This is a genomic window from Brevibacillus invocatus (assembly GCF_003710915.1).
Lineage (GTDB): Bacteria > Bacillota > Bacilli > Brevibacillales > Brevibacillaceae > Brevibacillus > Brevibacillus invocatus.
The window spans coordinates 56,217-72,697 of sequence record NZ_RHHR01000037.1 but is presented as its reverse complement, the minus strand read 5'-3'; the positions used below and the strand labels follow the sequence as shown (position 1 = coordinate 72,697).

The window sequence follows — 16,481 nt, the reverse complement described above, 5'->3', positions numbered from 1 at the left end:
GCCGAAACTATTTCGTTTGCCATTCTAATTGAAAATTTGCTATCCATTCAATTTCCTGTTATGATAATAAAGAATTATTTTTGTTCGAAGTAAAGGATAGCGTAGGATAAATCTTTCGTCTTGATCATCCTGAGAGCAAGGATAGTAATATATGTGTGGCTATCACACTTGGAGGCAATAACAATGGAACAAGGTACAGTAAAATGGTTTAACGCAGAAAAAGGTTTTGGATTTATCGAGCGCGAAGGCGGAGAAGACGTATTCGTTCATTTCTCAGCTATTCAAACTGACGGTTTCAAAACACTTGATGAAGGTCAAAAAGTTACTTTTGACGTAGAACAAGGTCAACGTGGCCCACAAGCTTCTAACGTTCAAAAAGCTTAATGACAACAAACAAAAAACAGACTCTTTTTAGGAGTCTGTTTTTTTGTTGTCCGAACAAGCCAACTGAAAAACCCTACTCGTAATATGAGTAGGGAAATGGTACGGAACAGTAAATGGTAGACTCAGTATAACATAATACGCATGGATTTCCTATCGATATTTATCTTCTAGAAAGTCGATGACTTCAACGATGTAACTATTAGCGCCTTCGACTTCACATTACGGAATTCACATATAAAAGGGACCCCACGATACGTTCATCGGGTGCTGTCACGCTGGAACATGTATTTGTAGATGGCATATCGATTGTGGTGTAATCGAAGTAGAATCCTCCATTTTCCGTCCACGTCGTAGAACCTTAAAAGACCAAAGGGACTTCCACCAAAATGGAAGTCCCTTTTTCATTCATCTATCTCACGGTCACCACAATCGGTGTCTTTTTACCGCCATATTGCACGTAAATCGTCGCTTTACCCGATCCAGTCGCCTTGATCACGCCGTCCTTTACATCGGCTACCAGCAGACGATTGGTAGTCCAGAGAGCCGGCTTGGTCACGTTCTGCTCTGAGCCATCCATGTAAGTAGCTGTAGCTGTCACTTGCTTGACCTCCCCTTTGCTCATGACGATCTGTACGACATCGGTTTTCAGGTACTTGAGCGTATCAACATCGACCGGAATAGACACTGTCTTGCCGCTGTATCGCGCTGTCACAGTCGATTTGCCAAACGCGATACCCGAAATCAAGCCTTTGGAGACGTCTGCCGCTTTGTAATTGCTTGTTCTCCACTCCGCAGCAGAAGTCACGTCCATCGTGCGCCCGTCTGAGAGAGTAGCGATCAAGGATACTTGAGCTGTATTTTTCGATTTCAGCGTGACAAAGCGCTTGTCTGCCTCCAGCTTGGTTACGATGCCTACTTCTACTGGAATGCTGATCGACTTTCCGCCGTATTTGGCGGTAATGGTCACGCGGCCACTGGTGAGTCCAGTCACACGTCCCTGCGCCACATCGGCGATTTTGACGTTGGAGGAACTCCACTCGGCATCAGCACTTACTTTCCTGGAATCGCCTGCAGAGTCTGTCGCCGTCAGGGCGAGATCAGCCGATTCACCGACAGTCAGGATGAGGAGTCGCGGATCGATAGCCAAAGATTGCGCTTGTCCTACCTCGACTGTAACCGTCACGGTTTTGCCGTCAAAGGTTGCACTGATGGTCGTAACCCCGGTTCCTACTGCCGTAATTTTACCTTGATGCACTTCAGCGACAGCAGCAGAAGAACTGCTCCAAGCGGCTTGCTCGGTTACATCCTTTGTCGTGCCATCTCCGTAGCTGGCAGTCACCCTCACTGTTTCACTATCATCCTTGGCCAACACGAGCTTTTTCTTGTCTACAGTCAGGGTCTGCATCACGCCTACCGATACAGGAATCGTCAGAGTGCGCGTTCCCAGTGTGGCTGTAATCGTCGTTGCCCCTGTTCCTACCCCTGTCACCAAGCCTTGGCGTACGGTTGCTACGGCTGGTGAAGTCGATGTCCAGGTCAGTTTATTCGTAACATCTTCGCTTTCACCGCTATTGTTCGGGAAGCTTGCTTTCACCGTGATTTGCTTCGCTTCACCGATTTGCATGGCGAGATTGGTCACATTGGCTACCAGGTTTTGCGGCACGTCTACATCGACCACCAGCGTAGCTGTCTTGCCGCCATAGGTCGCCTTCACATTTGCAGTTCCCGGTTTATAGGCTGAGATGGTGCCATCCTTGGCAAAAACCGCTTCTTCATTGTCCGAAGACCATTCTACTTTGTCTGTAATCTCTTCCTTCGTTCCATTTGCGAAGGAAGCTTTTACGATGACATCTTCTTTCGAGCCGCTTTTCATAACCAGGAATGCGGGTACGATGTCCAACGAACGCGGAACTTCAACATCCACTTTCATTTGAACGGTCTTGTTTCCATAGGATGCTGTAATGACAGCTTCCCCGGAAGATACGGCATGAATCTGACCATTGCTGTAATAGGCGACGCTTTCTTTGCTGGAGGTCCATGCCGCCTTGTCTTTCACGTCCAGGCTGTCTCCATTTGCGTAAGTAGCAGTCAGGACAACATCTGCTGTTGCTCCCACTTTCAAAAACAGATCCTGCTTGTTCAATTCGAGTTTTTGCGCCATATCGACATCGACTTGGATCGTCGCTGTCTTGGTTCCGTAAGAAGCGGTGATCACCGCTGTCCCTGCGTCGTACGCCTTGATTTTCCCTTTGATGACGTCAGCTACTTCAGCGTTGCTCGTCGACCACTCGGCTCTGTCCTCTACGTTTGGATTTTCCGAGCCATCTGGGAAAATCGCCTTCAAGCTCACTTGTTCTTCTTCATTCAGCAACAGCGATACCTTGCTTTTGCTAGACTCCAGGCGATGCGCGATTTCGACACTGATCGGGAAGCTGAACGTCTGGCTTCCGTATTTCGCAGTCACGTTCGCTGTTCCTGAGCTTAAGCCTTTGACCTTGCCATTGAGTACGGTGGCGATCGCCCCTTTGTCAACGGTCCAGTCAGCTTTGGCTGTTACGTCTTCCTCTGTACTGTCGCTATAGACGGCAGTCAGCTGTACTTGGTCCTCCTGTCCAATCCGCGAATTGACGGATTGGGTCTGCGAGGTCAAGGCTTTCACCTTCTTTGTTACATTCACATCTACTACCGCAGAAAAGCTCAGATAGGAGGCTGTAATGGTCGAATTCCCGACGCCGTTCCCTGAAATTTTCCCTGCATAAACAGCTGCAATCGTGGAATCTGCACTCGTCCAAGTGGTATGTAAAGTCACGTCTACCACCTTACCGGACTGATAGACAGCATTTGCAGTCAATTGATGGGTATCCCCAGTCTCCAATGTCACTTTATTTGTCGTCAGTACCAATTTGCTGACCTCGTCAGCCGCCAGTCCGACCTGATTTGTTCCAAATCCGCCTAGCAGCAAGACGGCCAGAAACAGGAGCATCGTCTTTTTCCAGAACATTGCTAGCCTCCCCGCATGTGTATAATCTACTCTTCTAAAACCGATTCCTCCATTACGTTATCGGCTTTTCAGGGAAATAATTTACTAGTTCTTAATGTCACCGATATGTCGAAATGCGTAACTACACGGAAGGATTGCTCGTCTAAACTATGTAGATAGGTGCACGCTGAAAGAGAAGGCACCTTGAGTTGACAGGAAAAGGAGAGTCTTCCCGTGTTCTTCAAACGAATGAAAGCATGGCGCAAAAAAATTCTAGTTCCCCTTCTGGGTATCCTGATTTTGGGTGCTACTTGGGCTGGATACAACTGGTACCTGATTGAAAAAACCATACAGGAAGCAGCTCCGCGTCATGCTGATGTCGGTATCGTGCTTGGTGCAGCGGTCTGGGGAGAACGTCCCAGTCCCGGTCTACGTGAGCGACTGGATTACGCTCTCTGGCTCTATAACGAAGGGTATGTTGAGTATCTACTGGTTACGGGAGGATTGGGAGAAGGTAAAAAAGTAACCGAGGCTTTCGCCATGCAACAGTATTTGCTGGAACAAGGCGTACCTGCAGATGCCATTCTATTAGAGGAAAAGGCGACGAGCACATACGAAAACCTGCTGTACAGCCAGCAGGTTATGGAATCGGTGGAATCTGTGAAATTGAAAAGCGCTCTGGTGATTAGCCACGACTATCACATAGCGCGAGCAAAGACGATGGCCGATGACCTGGAGCTGCCTGCTGCCGCTGTCGGCGTTCAGTCTCATGTCCTCTACTCGCCCTACCATAAGGTGCGAGAGATCCTTGCTCTCGCACACTGGCAAGTGACCCGAATCTGGAATTAGCTGTCCACCCGATGATTTTTTCGCAAGATCTCATACACCTCGACAAAATGACGAATCCGCTCCATGATTCGTGCCGCCTTGGTCCGCTCGATGCGGTTGCCATTGGAGATGGACAGATGCTCCTCCAGCTCCTCCAGCGAATAGTTGGAGGTGAACAGGGTGGGCAGATGGTTGTTTGCACGCTGGTTCAGAATAACACCCAGAATCTCGTCTCGCACCCAGGGCGTCAGGTTTTCTGCACCGATGTCATCCAGAATCAGTACAGGTACTTCCTTCAAAAGCTCCAGCTTGCCGACATAGGACTGATCGGAGATGGAGTCCTTCATTTCACGGATAAAGTCCGGTACGTAGACGAGCATCGACGCGACGTTGCGCTCCGACAGCTCGCGGCCAATCGCTCCCATGATGTAGCTCTTGCCCACTCCAAAAGGTCCGTGCATGTATAAACCCTTGACCCGTTCTCCTGTCCCTACTTTTTCACAAAACAGAACAGCAGCGTCCACAGCAGCAAAGTTCCCCTCGTCGATGACCAGCCCTTCAAAGGTGGCCTTCATTGTCTCCTCAGAAACGTAGTAGCTGCGCATCAGACGACGCCGTTTCAATTCCTCATCATGGGAAAGCTGCTTGTTGCATGGCGCGATTGCACTGACAATCGTCTCGTTCACCAACTCCAGCTGTGTCCGATGCCCTTTTACGAGATTGGGGCATTCCGTCAGACCAGGGCAACGCTCGCACCAGTACTGTTCCTTGACGGCAGTGTAGACACTGGAGAGTGAGCGCAGGTAGTCATCCCTCGTGAGCTCGGGATGCTTTTGCGAAAAGGCTTTTAAATAGGATGACGAACCCAGCATCTTGTCCAGCTGCTGCTCCGGAGTCAGCAGCTGACGGGGAGTTCGTTTTGCAAGCTCTTGCATAAACTGGCCGATCGACTCCATCTATCGTCACTCTCCCTTCTGTCTATTGCGCAGCATTGCCAGACGCTTCTGCAATTCCGGATAATCCTGAATCGATTGACCCTTTTTCGCTTCACTTGCCTGATTTTCCTGCGACATTTGCCATTCCACAGAGGCTGGCAGTTTATCTTCCAAAACGGCTCGTCCATTTCGACGCGCCGGGGCTGACTCTTTCTTCGGCCGCTTCGTCTTATCCACGACCTGTACGCGCTGTTCGGCACGCTCCACGATCTGCTTCACTGCCTCGTCCACGGTTGCAATCCGCTTGGCTTTCCAGCTGTCACGTATCGTCTCCATATACGCTTTGGGCAGCTCCATTTGCATGCTTGCAAGTGTATGGAACAACAGGGCATTGACTACTTCTGGCTGCATGCCATCTGCGAAGACCAGAGACTCTGCACGCTCCAGAAAGACCTTGCTCACACGGCCTCCAACCACACGCTCCAGCAGCGTCAATGGGGAGAGCAACCGACAGGCTCGGACGAATGCTTCACTGCCTGCTGGTGGCAAATTACCCGGTCCCCAGTCCTCCTCTTCGCGCAGGTCGGCAGGGACATTGCGGTACAGCTTGTCATCGGTATAGCGCTGCACCAGGCGTTTGCGGAGGACATCAGCATCCAGGCTACGGTCCTGCTTGTAGAGCGTCCAGTCGCGCAGCTCCTGGCCCAATCCCCAGCTATCCAGCTGATAAAAATGGCACAGCTGATACAAAAGCTCCATGCTGCTTCCACCCAATACCTTTTCCGCATCCGCATTGTCCGGTAGATAGAGGCGCAGGGAGGAGACGCTGAGCGGGTGATTCACTTCTGCTTCAAAGCCTGATTTCATCTCAGCCAGTGGATAGGCTGTCTCCATCTCGGATAAAAACTGCTCCCGCTCCGAACCCTTTTCCACCTCAAGCTCAGACGGTTTCAAGGATTGGAACACTTCATGAAAATCCTTGGTCACATTTTCCACCGTGCTGTACTCCTGCATGAGCTGGCTGGCGAGTGGGTCTGCATATTGCTGTCTCAGCTGTTGAAAACGGATATTTTCGATCTTGTTCAAGAGCATCAACGACAGTACGTAATCAGCAAAAAACTCTCCAGGTGTGAGAGGCGGTTTTAGGACGTATTCGTAAAAATAGTCACGCTGCGTGTTTTCCCGGCGTCGCACTTCCAGAAGACCGATCGCCTCCAGCCGCTCACGTGCTGCCAACAGCCGATCCAACGACAGCGAGGTGGCCAGCATCAAGGTTCGGTGCGAGCTCTCAGCTGCTGCACCGCTCACTTGCTGAACCTCATGAACAAGCAGTTGGTAGAGGGCGAATGATTCGACACCGATGATCGGCATATAGAGCTGAGTGACAAAGCCTGTTTCGGCAATGCTGAGTGGACGGATCATTCGCACCAGAAACCTGTCCTTAGGTGTCAATTCGTTCCATACTAGTCGGCGCATGTGACTCTTTCCTTCCTTACGTATCTCGTTTTTCTATTATAGCATGGCCACCCTGGCTTAGTGGCGAAAACAGATGGAAAGCCAAAAAGCCCCCGGCTATTCTAGGCGAGAGCACCTTGCGATCCATGTTCGATTGTCCGATCTCTATTCTTTATTGAATGGTGTATGACTGTTTCTGGCTTGTGCCAAAAGCTCCTCCAGCTCTTTCATAAAGACAGAGATATCTTTAAACTGACGGTAGACCGATGCAAAACGGACATACGCGACTTCATCTACATGGTACAAACGCTCCATTACTTTTTCCCCGACATCATTGCTGGGCACTTCGGGCTGTCCGCAGTTACGCAGCTCCTTTTCGATATCGCTGACCACGTTTTCCAGCACTTCCAATGGGACAGGACGCTTTTCACAGGCGCGTACCAGTCCGCGCAGAACCTTATCTCGACTGAACTCCTCACGGGTACCGTCTTTTTTGACGATAATGAGAGGAGATTCTTCCACCATTTCAAATGTCGTAAAACGACGTTCACATTCTTCACATTCACGCCGGCGACGAATCGATTTATTATTGTTAAACGGACGAGAATCTAGGACTCTAGTCCCGTTGTACTCACAGAATGGACAACGCATCGCGGAATCAACTCCAATACGGACAATACTTGTAAACAGTGTCCCTCATGTTCCTATTAGAAGTCAAGTCAATCCTTGTACCTATTTAAAGCGTGATTCGAATGGAGTACAATATGGTCTGTTGGAGGGATTTAGATGCGGCTAGTATCTTTGAGACAAGTCCGGCCAGGCATGACACTGGCCCGTACCGTTTTTACCCAGGATGGCAAGGTGCTTTTGGGGAAGGGAATGAACCTAACGGATAGACTGATCCAAGGATTGATACGCTCCAAAGTAGATGCGGTCTATATCGATGATCCTCGTACAGAGGACATTGTCGTCGAGGATGTCATTCGACCACAGACGAGACAGGTTGCAGTGGAAGCGATCGAAAAAACCGTCAAACAGATTACCAACTCGAATAAACTCGCACGCAAAATTTCTTTAAAAGAGATGGGCTTGCACTTCCAGCGTGCTTTCAGTGCGATATTGGAAGATCTGATTCAAAACAAGCACATGCTGGGTCACTTGACGTCTATTTCTTCTCATTCCCCTTCCCTATACCACCATTCTATCAATGTAGCTGTACTGGCCACCGCTGTCGGTATGTCACTCGGCTACAACCAAATCCAGCTGCGAGAGCTAGGGATTGGAGCGATGCTGCACGATATCGGAAAAGTCAGTCTTCCAGAGGAGCTTCTGCAAACACAGGAGCAATGGACCGAGGAGCAGAAAGAAATCGCCAAGCAGCATACCATGATTGGATTCAATCTCTTGCGAAAGCAGCACGATATCCCGCTCCTGTCTGCTCACGTCTGTCTTCAGCATCACGAGCGGATCAACGGCAGTGGCTATCCCCAAGGGTTAAAAGGAAAGCAAGTACACGAATACGCTCAGATCGTCGGGATGTGTGACGTATTTGATTCTCTTACCTCTCCTCGCCCATGGCGAGCGCGACACATGCCCCAGGATGCGATGGAATACCTGCTCGGCTCTGGCGGTCATTTATTCGAGCATCACCTCATCCAGGCGTTCATCCGGCATATCGCCATCTTTCCGATCGGAAGCAGTGTAGTCCTCAATACAGGCGAAGTCGGGGTCGTCAGCAAGGTAGATCCAGATTACAGCCACCGCCCCACCATTCGCATTCTCAAGGATGGGCGCGGCAATGATGTCCACTCCCCTTACGATCTGAACCTCAAAGGAATGATCAGGCTATTTATCGTCGGCTTCGAGGATGAGCAGTTGTTTCAAATTAGCTCCTTGAAACCGCCACCAGAACAAGCAGAACAGGACGACCCCGAAACGAAAACAGACGGGACATGATTCTCGCGAGCTTTCGTTCAAAAAGAAGCACCTCCACGAATGATTCGGGAGGTGCTTCTTTTGCATAATTTAATTCACACCTGCAGCTGCTGCTTCTTTCACTTTGCCAGCATTGTTTTGCTCGGCTACGAGACGCACGAGATCTACGACACGGCAGGAGTAGCCCCACTCGTTATCGTACCAAGCGATTACTTTTACCTGGTTGGTCCCCATAACCATCGTAGACAGCCCGTCTACGATCGAGGAATTTTCGTTGCCGTTAAAGTCACTGGAAACGAGTGGTTCATCGCAGAATTCCAGGTAGCCCTTCATGCTGCCTTCACTCGCTTCACGCAGCACACGGTTTACTTCTTCTACAGTTACAGGCTTCTTCGTGTTGATCACCAGATCGACTACGGAGACGTTTGGTGTAGGGACACGCAATGCAAAGCCGTTCAGCTTGCCGTTCAGCTCAGGCAATACGATGCCTACTGCACGTGCAGCTCCGGTCGTTGTCGGAATAATCGATTCACCAGCGGCACGTGCGCGGCGCAAGTCCTTGTGCGGATTGTCGATATTGACTTGGTCGTTGGTAATCGAGTGGATCGTCGTCATCAGGCCTTGCTCAATCCCGAATGCATCGTTCAAAACTTTCGCAACAGGCGCCAAGCAATTCGTGGTGCACGAAGCGTTGGATACAATATGATGGTTCGCATGATCGTAGATGGTGTCATTTACACCCATTACGATGGTTGCGTCCTCTTCTTTCGCCGGAGCGGTAATGACTACTTTTTTGGCACCGCTTTGCAAATGCTTGCCTGCGCCTTCACGGTTCGTAAATTTCCCAGTCGCTTCCACGACGATTTCCACCCCGAGCTCTCCCCAAGGCAGCTTCAGTGGGTCGCGATCAGACAATACCTTTGTCGGCTTGCCGTCTACAAAGATCGTTTGGTCTTTTACTTCTACTTTATTTGGAAGACGTCCGTGAATGGTGTCGTATTTCAACAGGTGAGCAAGTGTCTCGGCTGGATAACTAGCGTTGATTGCGACGATTTCGATGTTGGGGTCCTGAACTGCGCGGCGAAATACCATGCGTCCAATTCGGCCGAAACCATTAATACCAATTTTGATTGTCATAGAGAAACCCCTTCCTCAATTAAGTTACGCTGATCTGTTACCTTTATTATAATAAGTATGACACAATTATCAATGTGTTTTACTGAAAAATAAATATTTGGACGATTTACCCCTGCTGATTACCTTATTGTGTTTTCCTATTTTCGTTCTATTCTCCTAATAGGCTGGAAAAAAAGAATGCACCTATTGGAAACCCGTGGTACTTTCGTGGAGGGCAAAAAAGCGAAAAGTCGCCCCCTCTTTTTATCGAGATAGCGACTTTTTAATGTAATTCATCGTCATAGACCCGCTCATAGCGGTCTTGGTAATAAAGCACGCGCTGGACGTACATGCGCGTCTCCGGATACGGGATGTCCTCCAGATGATCTCTGCTTCCGTTCCACTGTCCATCGCTCAGCCAGCCGTTTACTTTACCAGGCCCAGCATTGTAAGCCGCGATGATCTTGGCTGCGTCTCCTTCATAGCGAGCATGTAAAAACTGAAGGTACCAGGTTCCAATCCGAATATTCATCACCGGATCGTACAGGTAATCTTCATTTGCAGGCTTGAAATCGCCTTGATCTACGATCCATTTTGCCGTATCCGGCATGATTTGCATCAACCCAACCGCCCCTTTTTTGGAGACGCGGTCAGATTGAAAGCTGCTCTCCGACCGGATCACGGCAAGGATGAGATGGGGATCCACGCTGTATTGGCGAGCCGCATCCATGATTTCCAAGCGATACTTGATCGGGTACATCCACTTCCATACCAAGGAAGAATTAAGCAATAAGAAGAGCCCTACCAGAATAAGCAAGATTAAGGCCCTTCTTCTGCCGGGCTTCATGATCCCAACTCCCCACGAATCTCGGCGAGCATGTTTTCCACCTGACGCTCTGTTTCCTCTCTTGTACGGGAATTATCAATCAGAAAATCCGCTTCTTCCCGTTTTTGATCGATCGGAAACTGGGCACGCAGCCGTTTTTGCGCCTGCTCTTCCTCCAGCTCGTCCCGCTCCATCATCCGTGCCAGCTGCATAGCGGCTGGGGCGTACACCACTACTATTTTTTCCACCATGTACTGCAGCTTGCTCTCAAACAGCAATGGAATATCCATAAAAACAATGCTTGCTCCGTTCTTTTCAGCCGTTTCCGCCTCTTCACGCATCACGCGGCGTACCTCTGGATGGACGATGGCGTTTAGCTTTTGCCGCTCGGACTCGTCAGAAAAAACGATCTCACCCAGCTTTTTCCGATCAATCTGCCCGTCTTCCAGCAAGATATCGCGGCCAAAATGTCCAACAATCGCATCGTAAGCAGGTTTTCCCGGCTCCACGACCTCTCTGGCAATCTGATCCGCATCGATGACAGGTATTCCACGCTCACGAAGCATGCCTGTGACGGTGCTTTTACCTGTAGCAATGCCGCCTGTTAATCCAAGTATCATGTCCATCCTCCTCCCCTGCTAGAGGTCGTTACTTCTTCTGACACTTCGGGCAGATGTGTGTGCCTCTGCCGCCTACCACGAATCGGACGATCTGCGTACCGCAATGGACACATGGCTCATCCTTGCGTCCGTAGACCAGGAGGGACTGCTGGAACATCCCCATTTCACCCTGTCCGTTGACGTATGACTTGATCGAGCTGCCCCCTTGATCGACAGCTTCTGCTAGCGTAGCGACGATACTTTCATACAGCTTCTTCACCTGTTTGCCTGTCAATGTGCCTGCTGGGCGCTCTGGATGAATGCCTGCCTTAAATAAGGACTCGTCCACATAAATATTCCCCAACCCGACAATACATTCCTGGTTCAACAGGAGAGGTTTGATTTTCGTGGGGCGATTTTTCAACAGCTCACGCAATACTTCTGCAGTGAAGCTCTCTTCCAATGGCTCAACACCCAGCTTTGCCAATGGACCAGCCGTCGTTTCCATGCCCAGTGGAAGCACGTCCATTGTCCCGAATTGACGAACATCGCGATAGCGCAGCTCTGTCCCGTCCGTAAAGTGGAAAATGACATGCGTATGCTTCTCCACCGGCTCTACAGCCTGATACAGACCATATCTGCCTTCCATCCGCAGATGGGAAATCAGCACGTCCTGGTCCAGTATAAATTGAATAAACTTGGCTCGCCTTTTGATCTCGTGAATCGTCTGGCCGGTCAATTGAGCTTTGAAGACTTCCACATCATCCGGCTGGCGAATGATTCTCGGCAACGTGACACTGATTCGCTCGATCTTCTTCCCCTTTACCAAGGTTTGCAGCGTGCGAACTACGGTTTCTACCTCAGGTAATTCTGGCATGTTTCTCCTCCTCTCGCTGCCTTTTCTATTCTTGTATAGGAATCCATACCGCTCATGGGCTTTTTCAATAGGGAAACCAAGGCTTTCACAGATGGTTGGGGAAGCCTTGGCAGGGTACTGCCTATTTATTACTTCGCATCGTACCAGCTGCGTCCATAGTTGACATCTGCCTTGAGGGGAACGTTTAGTGCGAGGGCACTCTCCATGACCTCCGGCACCAGCTTTTGCATGGTTTCCAATTCGTCTTCCGGCACCTCAAAGACCAACTCATCGTGCACCTGCAATAACATGCGGCTTTTCAGACCTTTTTCCTGCAATGCTTCTTGCATGCGGATCATCGCCAGCTTGATGACATCAGCAGCTGTACCTTGAATCGGTGTATTCATCGCCGTACGTTCGGCGAAGGAGCGCAGGTTGAAATTACTGCTGCGAATATCAGGCAGGTAGCGACGGCGATGTAAAAGCGTCGTCACGTAGCCGTCCTGCTTGGCTTGCTTCACGATCTCCTCCATCCAGCGCCTCACGCCCGAGAAAACGGAGAAGTACCGTTCGATAAAATCGCCTGCTTCTTTGCGCGTAATGTTCAGGTTTTGCGACAAACCATAGTCGCTGATACCGTATACAATCCCGAAGTTGACCGCTTTTGCCTGACGACGCATCAGGGAGGTCACGTCCTGTTCCGCTACACCAAACACATCCATAGCAGTTCGGGTATGAATATCCATCCCCTTGCGGAAGGCATCAATCAAGTTCTCGTCACCTGAAATATGGGCCAGAATACGCAGCTCGATCTGCGAGTAGTCCGCAGCCAGGATGTACCAGCCCTCTTCAGACGGGATAAACGCCTCGCGGATCTTTCTGCCCTCTTCCATCCGAATCGGAATGTTTTGTAGGTTGGGCTCGGTGCTGGACAGACGTCCAGTTGCCGTAGTCGCCTGATTGAATAAAGTGTGTACCTTCTTTGTTTTCCCGTTGATTTCCTTGGTCAAACCTTCAATATAGGTCGATCTCAGCTTGCCCAGCTGACGGAAAGTGAGGATAGCTTCGATGATCGGATGGTACGGCGCCAGCTTTTCCAGGACATCTGCACTGGTGGACGGGCCAGTCTTGGTCTTTTTCATCACAGGCAGATTCAGCTTGTCGTACAGGATCTCCCCCAGCTGCTTGGGAGAATTAATATTAAAGGAGGTCCCTGCCAGCTCATGGATTTGCTTGGTTAAATCCTCCAGCTTGCGATCCAGCTCTTCCCCCATTTGCTCCAGTCGTTCGGCATTCACCTTGATTCCCTGTTTTTCCATGACGGCCAAGACCAGGCTGAGCGGACCTTCCAGCTCTTGCAAAAGGCTGGTCAGCTCGTTTTCTTCCAGCTGCTCCCGAAGAACCGGGACAGCCTGCCAGATCGCCGTCGCTTTTTGTGCGACATGCTCACTCAGTACATCTGTCTCGGGTACAAGCCGCTTGGCTCCTTTTCCGTACAGCTCCTCGTCAGGCAGTACACGAACCTGCGCGTACTGAGCAGCGATGCTGTCCACTGTCGGATTGCTCTGTGCTGCGTTGAGCAGATACGATGCGAGGTACACGTCGAAGTTGATGCCTTTGATGGCATATCCGTGCCATTCCAACCCGACTGTGTCGCGTTTGCCGTCAAATGTCCATTTTTCCTGACTTGGATCAGCCAGCCAGCTGCGGAATGCTTCCCATTCGTTGGCCACATCCCAGGAGACGTATAGGGAGATGTCTTCATTAGCCAGCCCGAAGCCAAGGATCGGCGCATGGTGGTAATTCTCGCCGTCCATTTCTACGTATACCGCCATCGGCGAAGTGAGCTTCTGTGCATAGCGTTCGAAGTGCTCACTGGTTACCACTTCAAAGGCAAAAGCCTCGCTTGGTTCGCCGCCTGCAGCCGGTGTGGCTACCTTCACCTTGGAGAGCAGCGACTTGAACTCCATCTTCTTGAAGAATTCGGTCAGCGAAACGCCATCGTAGCCCTCGTAGACCGTATCATCCAGATCCAGTTCCACTGGCGAATCGCGCATGATCGTAGCCAATGCCTTGCTCAGCTTGGCCTTGTCTACATTCTCACGCAAATTTTCCTGCAGCTTTTTTCCAGATACTTGATCGATATTTTCCAAAACCTGCTCAACCGTTCCATATTCATGAAGCAGCTTGAGTGCGGTCTTCTCCCCGACACCTGGCACACCCGGAATATTGTCAGAGGTATCTCCCATCAGGCCCTTCAAATCGATGATTTGCAAGGGCTGTAAACCGTATTTATCCGAGATTTCCTGAGGTGTGTACAGCTCGATCTCACTGACTCCTTTGCGAGTCAGCGCAACTGATACCTGATCTGAGACGAGCTGCAGCATGTCCTTGTCTCCAGTAATCACGGTCGTTTTCCATTTCTGCTCGTCGGCTTGCTTCGTCAAGGTACCGATGATGTCATCCGCTTCGTAGCCTTCCAGCTCAAAGCGCTTGATGGAAAAGGCGTCCAGCAGCTCGCGGATGAGTGGGAACTGCTCAGACAGCTCCTGTGGAGTTTTCTTGCGTCCTCCCTTGTACTCAGCAAACTCACTGTGACGAAACACCACTTTGCCCGCATCAAAAGCGACCATGATATGCGTAGGCTTCATTTCCTCCAATACCTTCAACAGCATGGTCGTAAAACCAAGCACAGCATTGGTATGAAGTCCCGCTGACGTGGACAAAAGCGGCAGTGCGTAAAAGGCACGGTTGGCAATACTGTTTCCATCTATCAAGACAAAATGACCCAACGAATCCGACCCCTCTCGTAACAAAACTACTATTCTTAATCGTAACACAGGGGAAACATCTAAGCCAAGCCTCAGGGTGGAATGGGTAAAGACTTCCTCCCTTGAACAGACTAGAAAAAAACGGTTAAGGCAGGCGATCCTATGTCCATGAAAAAAACCATCTCCCTGTTGCTCACAGCTGTACTTGTCTCATGTACAAGCAGCATCCACGCAGCATTCGAACCAATTGGCACTCTGACGGCTCCACCACCCGCTGTGCCCGCAAAACAGGTGGCCTTTGTCATCGATGATTTCGGGAACAATATGAAGGGAACAGAAGACATTTTATCCATGCCTGTACCGTTGACAATCGCGGTCATGCCTTTTTTGCCCAGCACCCAAAAGGACGCTGAACTCGCACACAAAAATGGTCATGATGTCATCGTCCACATGCCGATGGAGCCGATCAAAGGCAAGGCATCCTGGCTAGGACCCGGCGCCATCACCTCTGATCTCACGGACGAAGAAATTCGCAGTCGCGTCAACAAAGCCATTGATGATGTGCCGCACGCCATCGGTATGAACAATCACATGGGCTCCAAAGTAACGGCTGACGAACGAATCATGCGCGTCGTCATGAGTGTCTTGAAAGAACGGGGACTCTTTTATCTGGACAGCAAAACCAATTATAAAAGCGTTGCCGGTAAAATGGCCGAGGAGCTTGGAGTACCGCATATTGACAATGAGATGTTTCTCGACGACTCCCATACAACGGAGCACATTACCAAGCAGATGGAGAAGGTGTGCGCCAGACTGGGTCAGGGTCCATCCTGTATCGTCATCGGTCACGTCGGTCCTGCCGGCAAGAAAACAGCCTCCATCCTGCGCCAGTACATCCCGCGCATCCAGAAGGAGGCTGAATTTGTAACCATCTCTAAAATGGTTTTCCAATCAATCCATTAGCTCCTGCCACCAGCTTTCCTCGACCTCCTGCTCCTCTACCTTCATCTGCATACCCCCGGTAAGGGTGATATACTCGCTCACGGCATCCCGAATGGCCTGAGCGAGTTTTTTTTGCCCAGTAGAATCCGTCATCATCGCACGATCACGCGCATTGCTAATAAAGCCCATCTCGACGATGACAGAAGGACAGTAATTGTGGCGCAGCATATAGTAGGTCTTTCCTTTAACCGGCTTGTGGCTCGTCTCTGCAAGTCGATTGAGCGAGCTTTGCAAAAGCTGTGCAAGCATGTAGCTTTGTTCATTGCTCTGATACAGCATCAGTGGCCCTCTCCTTTTCGAATCAGAAGACCAGTTAACGTGCAGGCTTATCATCAACTGAGGATCGATCAGCTTGGCCAGATTTCTGCGCTGGGCCAGATCGCGAAGATGGCGGGAGCGATTGTTGAGCCATCGGTTTTCTTCACTCAACGCAATGTCCTCGCTCCTGTTCAATGCGACTTTGTAGCCTGCATCGGTCAGCTGACGGTAAAGCTCTTTGGCTACCTGCAAATTGATATCTTTTTCATGCAGGGAGCCATAGGTGGTACCTGAATCAACACCTCCGTGTCCGACGTCGATCAAAATCTGAATGGGGGTAAAAGGAAGTGCATCACTACTCTCTGGCAAACTCATCAACAAAAACAAGAGCAACAGGCAACAGGTCATTCGTTTTCGCATGCTTGTAGGATTTCCTGAATCCAGCAAAACCTCTCAGCGAAACTCGTAAGCATGAACATTGTGAATTGGACGGGCGAACGGTACAATAGGAAGCGTCTTGATTTCCTATCTAAGAA

General features: G+C 50.1%; 14 protein-coding genes. 4 read left to right on the top strand and 10 right to left on the bottom strand.

Annotated features, from left to right (window positions below):
* Window positions 1–183 precede the first annotated feature (183 nt).
* A complete protein-coding gene (locus EDM52_RS18920) occupies window positions 184–384 on the top strand; it encodes a cold-shock protein (protein ID WP_122910513.1) in 201 nt (66 codons plus the stop codon).
* A 409-nt stretch (window positions 385–793) separates the two neighbouring features.
* Here EDM52_RS18920 and EDM52_RS18915 read toward each other — a convergent pair whose 3' ends face one another.
* On the bottom strand, window positions 794–3,385 hold the full coding sequence (locus tag EDM52_RS18915; RefSeq protein ID WP_122910512.1) for an Ig-like domain-containing protein: 2,592 nt from the start codon (window positions 3,383–3,385) through the stop codon (window positions 794–796).
* A gap of 213 nt (window positions 3,386–3,598) precedes the next feature.
* Between EDM52_RS18915 and EDM52_RS18910 the strand changes: the two genes are divergently transcribed.
* Window positions 3,599–4,213, top strand: a complete 615-nt coding sequence (locus EDM52_RS18910) for a YdcF family protein (protein WP_245997130.1) — start codon at window positions 3,599–3,601, stop codon at window positions 4,211–4,213.
* Here EDM52_RS18910 and dnaI read toward each other — a convergent pair.
* The 3 genes from dnaI to nrdR all read right to left on the bottom strand — a co-directional run bounded on the left by dnaI (window position 4,210) and on the right by nrdR (window position 7,233).
* Window positions 4,210–5,148: a primosomal protein DnaI gene (gene dnaI, locus EDM52_RS18905; RefSeq protein ID WP_122910511.1), complete on the bottom strand. Its 939-nt coding sequence runs from the start codon at window positions 5,146–5,148 to the stop codon at window positions 4,210–4,212. The genes EDM52_RS18910 and dnaI overlap by 4 nt on opposite strands.
* A 6-nt stretch (window positions 5,149–5,154) precedes the next feature.
* Entirely contained in the window at window positions 5,155–6,603 is a 1,449-nt protein-coding gene (locus tag EDM52_RS18900; protein ID WP_122910510.1) for a replication initiation and membrane attachment family protein, read from the bottom strand.
* Window positions 6,604–6,747: 144 nt separating this feature from the next.
* Window positions 6,748–7,233, bottom strand: coding sequence for a transcriptional regulator NrdR (nrdR, locus tag EDM52_RS18895; RefSeq protein ID WP_122910509.1), 486 nt, complete (start codon window positions 7,231–7,233; stop codon window positions 6,748–6,750).
* A gap of 135 nt (window positions 7,234–7,368) precedes the next feature.
* Between nrdR and EDM52_RS18890 the strand changes: the two genes are divergently transcribed.
* Window positions 7,369–8,538: an HD-GYP domain-containing protein gene (locus tag EDM52_RS18890; RefSeq protein ID WP_122910508.1), complete on the top strand. Its 1,170-nt coding sequence runs from the start codon at window positions 7,369–7,371 to the stop codon at window positions 8,536–8,538.
* Between the two features lie 69 nt (window positions 8,539–8,607).
* Here the strand turns inward: EDM52_RS18890 and EDM52_RS18885 are convergent, their stop codons facing one another.
* The 5 genes from EDM52_RS18885 to polA form a co-directional block, all read right to left on the bottom strand.
* Window positions 8,608–9,654, bottom strand: coding sequence for a glyceraldehyde-3-phosphate dehydrogenase (locus tag EDM52_RS18885; protein WP_122910507.1), 1,047 nt, complete (start codon window positions 9,652–9,654; stop codon window positions 8,608–8,610).
* 262 nt (window positions 9,655–9,916) lie between these two features.
* A complete protein-coding gene (locus EDM52_RS18880; RefSeq protein ID WP_122910506.1) occupies window positions 9,917–10,480 on the bottom strand; it encodes a lytic transglycosylase domain-containing protein in 564 nt (187 codons plus the stop codon).
* Entirely contained in the window at window positions 10,477–11,085 is a 609-nt protein-coding gene (gene coaE, locus EDM52_RS18875; protein WP_183185192.1) for a dephospho-CoA kinase, read from the bottom strand. The genes EDM52_RS18880 and coaE overlap by 4 nt, the downstream gene beginning before the upstream one ends.
* Before the next feature lie 22 nt (window positions 11,086–11,107).
* On the bottom strand, window positions 11,108–11,935 hold the full coding sequence (gene mutM, locus EDM52_RS18870) for a DNA-formamidopyrimidine glycosylase (protein ID WP_122910504.1): 828 nt from the start codon (window positions 11,933–11,935) through the stop codon (window positions 11,108–11,110).
* Between the two features lie 128 nt (window positions 11,936–12,063).
* The gene (polA, locus tag EDM52_RS18865; RefSeq protein WP_122910503.1) at window positions 12,064–14,706 is read right to left on the bottom strand and encodes a DNA polymerase I; all 2,643 of its coding nucleotides are present in this window, start codon (window positions 14,704–14,706) and stop codon (window positions 12,064–12,066) included.
* Between the two features lie 141 nt (window positions 14,707–14,847).
* Between polA and EDM52_RS18860 the strand changes: the two genes are divergently transcribed.
* Window positions 14,848–15,648 carry a divergent polysaccharide deacetylase family protein gene (locus tag EDM52_RS18860; protein ID WP_122910502.1) on the top strand — a complete coding sequence of 267 codons (801 nt, stop codon included), beginning with the start codon at window positions 14,848–14,850 and terminating at the stop codon, window positions 15,646–15,648.
* Here the strand turns inward: EDM52_RS18860 and EDM52_RS18855 are convergent.
* Window positions 15,637–16,365: an N-acetylmuramoyl-L-alanine amidase family protein gene (locus EDM52_RS18855; RefSeq protein WP_122910501.1), complete on the bottom strand. Its 729-nt coding sequence runs from the start codon at window positions 16,363–16,365 to the stop codon at window positions 15,637–15,639. The genes EDM52_RS18860 and EDM52_RS18855 overlap by 12 nt on opposite strands.
* Window positions 16,366–16,481 lie beyond the last annotated feature (116 nt).

Bases quoted from the DNA above. Each gene is read 5' to 3' on its own strand.
- EDM52_RS18855 (WP_122910501.1), bottom strand. From the start codon at position 16,365: ATGCGAAAACGAATGACCTGTTGCCTGTTGCTCTTGTTTTTGTTGATG.
- mutM (WP_122910504.1), bottom strand. From the start codon at position 11,935: ATGCCAGAATTACCTGAGGTAGAAACCGTAGTTCGCACGCTGCAAACC.
- EDM52_RS18860 (WP_122910502.1), top strand. From the start codon at position 14,848: ATGTCCATGAAAAAAACCATCTCCCTGTTGCTCACAGCTGTACTTGTC.
- EDM52_RS18920 (WP_122910513.1), top strand. From the start codon at position 184: ATGGAACAAGGTACAGTAAAATGGTTTAACGCAGAAAAAGGTTTTGGA.
- EDM52_RS18900 (WP_122910510.1), bottom strand. From the start codon at position 6,603: ATGCGCCGACTAGTATGGAACGAATTGACACCTAAGGACAGGTTTCTG.
- EDM52_RS18880 (WP_122910506.1), bottom strand. From the start codon at position 10,480: ATGAAGCCCGGCAGAAGAAGGGCCTTAATCTTGCTTATTCTGGTAGGG.
- dnaI (WP_122910511.1), bottom strand. From the start codon at position 5,148: ATGGAGTCGATCGGCCAGTTTATGCAAGAGCTTGCAAAACGAACTCCC.
- EDM52_RS18915 (WP_122910512.1), bottom strand. From the start codon at position 3,385: ATGTTCTGGAAAAAGACGATGCTCCTGTTTCTGGCCGTCTTGCTGCTA.
- nrdR (WP_122910509.1), bottom strand. From the start codon at position 7,233: ATGCGTTGTCCATTCTGTGAGTACAACGGGACTAGAGTCCTAGATTCT.
- EDM52_RS18890 (WP_122910508.1), top strand. From the start codon at position 7,369: ATGCGGCTAGTATCTTTGAGACAAGTCCGGCCAGGCATGACACTGGCC.
- coaE (WP_183185192.1), bottom strand. From the start codon at position 11,085: ATGGACATGATACTTGGATTAACAGGCGGCATTGCTACAGGTAAAAGC.
- EDM52_RS18885 (WP_122910507.1), bottom strand. From the start codon at position 9,654: ATGACAATCAAAATTGGTATTAATGGTTTCGGCCGAATTGGACGCATG.